At 72.4% G+C, this 2,859-nt stretch carries 3 protein-coding genes; all 3 read left to right on the top strand.

What is annotated here, in order from left to right; all coding sequences use genetic code 11:
- Positions 1-119 precede the first annotated feature (119 nt).
- Positions 120-311 carry a hypothetical protein gene (locus DD1DGNOD_RS01085; RefSeq protein ID WP_131764712.1) on the top strand — a complete coding sequence of 64 codons (192 nt, stop codon included), beginning with the start codon at positions 120-122 and terminating at the stop codon, positions 309-311.
- Positions 312-313: 2 nt separating this feature from the next.
- Positions 314-1,393: a glycosyltransferase family 9 protein gene (locus DD1DGNOD_RS01080; protein WP_131769237.1), complete on the top strand. Its 1,080-nt coding sequence runs from the start codon at positions 314-316 to the stop codon at positions 1,391-1,393.
- 419 nt (positions 1,394-1,812) lie between these two features.
- The coding region (locus DD1DGNOD_RS01075) for a LarC family nickel insertion protein (protein WP_131769236.1) at positions 1,813-2,859 on the top strand (1,047 nt) is incomplete at its 3' end.

The raw sequence follows: 2,859 nt of genomic DNA, 5'->3' as shown, positions 1-2,859 counted from the left end.
TGCCCAGCGCCAGGGTGCCCAACCGGAGTGGCGTCGGCCGCAGCCTGCTCATCGGCAATCACACTGCTGCTCGCCCCGCCGGGGCACGATGACGGCGCACACCATCGCGGGGCACGCCCATGACGGCTACTTGGACGCTCGTAGCCAGGCTGGACTCGGCCGGCGACGTGTTTCTCGCCGGACCGGCGCTGCGAGCTGGAACGTCCCACCTCACCCTGCTCGTCGATCCGCGCGGTCGGGAGACCGCCCACCTGCCGCCCGGCTGCGAGGTCAGGGAACTGGTCGCCGCCTCGCCGTGGGAGACCTCCTAGCCGTGACTTCCCGTAACGGTCGCCGTTACCGCGCATCCCGTTACCGCACACCGGGTGGCCGTGCCCGCTCCAGCCATGTCCTCGGTGACCGTGTCCCGGCCGGGACGGCCGTCGCGCTGCGCGCGCTCGGCCTCGGCGACCTGCTGACCGGCCTGCCCGCCCTGCGCGGCCTGCGCCGTGCCCGGCCGGACGCGCAGATCCTGCTGGCCACACCGCGCTGGCTGGAGCCGGTGGCGTTGCTGTCCGGGGCGGTCGACGGTGTCGTGGACACGCCACAGCTGGGTCCGGTAGCCGTCCACCGGCCGGCGCTGGCGGTGAACCTGCACGGGCGGGGGCCGGCGTCGACGATGGTGCTGCGCGCGACGGCACCGGACGACCTGTGGGCCTTCGACCTGCCGGGCGGGGTGTCCTGGGACAGGGACGAACGTCGGGCCGGGAACAAACACCATGCCCCGGAGGAACACCAGACCGCACCCGAGAAACACGAGGTCGCGGAGGAACACGAGGTCGCGCGGTGGTGCCGGCTACTCGAGGCCCACGGGGTCGAGTGCGATCCGGATGACCTGACCCTGGCGCGGCCGGATGTTCCCCCGGTTGTGACCGGCGCGACGATCGTGCACCCGGGCGGCGCGAAACCGGTCCGCCGGTGGCCGGCGCGGCGGTGGGCGCAGGTGGCGCGCACGCTCGCAGCCGCCGGCCACCGGGTGGTCGTGACGGGAAGTCCGGCCGAGACGGACCTGGCGGCGGCGGTAGCGCGAGACGCCGGACTGCCACCCTCGGCCGTGCTCGCCGGGGCGACCGACCTGCCCGCACTGTGCGCGCTGGTGGCCTCCGGGTCACTTCTGCTCGCGGCCGACACCGGGATCGGTCACCTCGCGACCGCCTACGGAACACCGTCCGTCCTGCTGTTCGGGCCGGTGTCACCGGCCCAGTGGGGTCCGCCGCCAGGCCGCGGCCAGCACGTCGCATTGTGGTCCGGGCGGCGGGGCGATCCCGCCGCGGCCACCACCGACCCCGGCCTCGCCTCGATAACGCCGCAGGACGTCCTGCGTGCGGTAGCCACACTGCCTTCGGGCCTTTAAAGCGCCGGTCACCCGGCAACCGCTGGCGCAGGCGTCCACCCACGTCGATGTCCGCGGGCGCCGACAACCAGGAGAGGTCGGCGAGGAGACGCCGACGGCCACGGACGCCGGCGCGCCCGCGGCAGCGCGGGCTCGAGGCACAACGAGACACAAATAGGTACAAATAGGTACAAGACGTCGGCCAAAGACCGCGTCCAGACACAAGGTGATGGTGGGTCAGGGTTCTCGATCGTGGCCTGCCGTCGTCACATGCCGGCCTCACGGCTCTATCCTTCTCGCGTCCTGCCTTCTCGCGTACTGCCTCCCGTCCTACCTTCTATCCTTCCGTCCTTGCTGCCTGTGTCCTTGCCGCCTGCTGTCCACTTCGTGTGGCTCGAGCTTTTCGCTCGAGCCCGACCTGCCTCGGGCCCGACCTGCTGATGAACAACACCAGACCGCCTTCCGCCGACTCCCGGTCCGTCCAACCGACCGGGCCCGTCCCCGTTCCCGGGCAGGTACGGCTCGGGTGGCTCGACCTGTCCAGCGGAGCGAGCGGGGACATGCTGCTCGGCGCTCTGATCGGCGCGCTCGCCGGAGTGGGCCGGCCCGCCGACGTCATCGGCGAGGCTGTTGACGCGCTAGGGCTTCCCGTCCGGCTGGACGTCAGCGCCACATCCCGGGCCGGTCTGGCGGCCACCCGCGTCCACGTCATCACCAGTAGTGACATCAGCGAGGCCCACGGCGAAGGCGGGAATGAGGGCGCCAAGGCCGCTCCTCATACCGAGCACAGCGGGCATGGCAGTGATATCAATCATATCAGTTATGACGGGCATGACGGTGGGCGGAGGGACGGACACGTCCGCCGCACCTGGCCGGACGTCCGCCGGCTGCTGACCCAGGCGCCGCTCACCGACACGGTCCGTGAACAGGCCGTGGCCACCTTCGCCGCACTGGCCGAGGCCGAGGCGATCGTTCACGGTATCCCTGCCGACGACGTGCACTTCCATGAGGTCGGGGCGCTCGACGCGCTCGCCGACGTAGTCGGCGTCTGCGCCGGGATCGCCGCGCTCGGCCTCGACCGGCTCGTCGTGTCCGCGGTAGCGCTCGGTGGCGGGTCGGCCCGCACCGAGCACGGTGTCCTGCCGATACCCGGCCCGGCCGTCCTGGAACTGCTGCGAGCCGCCGGGCTGCCGGGTTACGGCGGACCGGTGGACGTGGAGCTGTGCACGCCGACCGGGGCGGCGCTCGTGGCGACCCATGCGGACGCCTTCGGTCCGCTCCCGCCGATGCGGGTGCACGCGATCGGTGTCGGCGCCGGCCGGCGCGACACCCCGGGCCGGCCCAACGTCGTCCGGCTGGTCGTGGGTTCCGCCCCGATCCCGGATCCGCCGGCGTCGATCCCGACGACCGGCAGCGGCATACCCCTTTCCCGCGTTTCCCAGGCGTCGGGCGCCCTCGTCACGGAGATCCCCACCCCGCACTTCCCC

The sequence above is a fragment of the Candidatus Protofrankia californiensis genome (assembly GCF_900634765.1).
Taxonomy (GTDB): Bacteria; Actinomycetota; Actinomycetes; order Frankiales; family Frankiaceae; genus Protofrankia; species Protofrankia californiensis.
The sequence above is the reverse complement of the archived record's forward strand: the minus strand, read 5'-3'. Positions and strand labels throughout refer to the sequence as shown.

Bases quoted from the DNA above. Each gene is read 5' to 3' on its own strand.
- DD1DGNOD_RS01085 (WP_131764712.1), top strand. From the start codon at position 120: ATGACGGCTACTTGGACGCTCGTAGCCAGGCTGGACTCGGCCGGCGAC.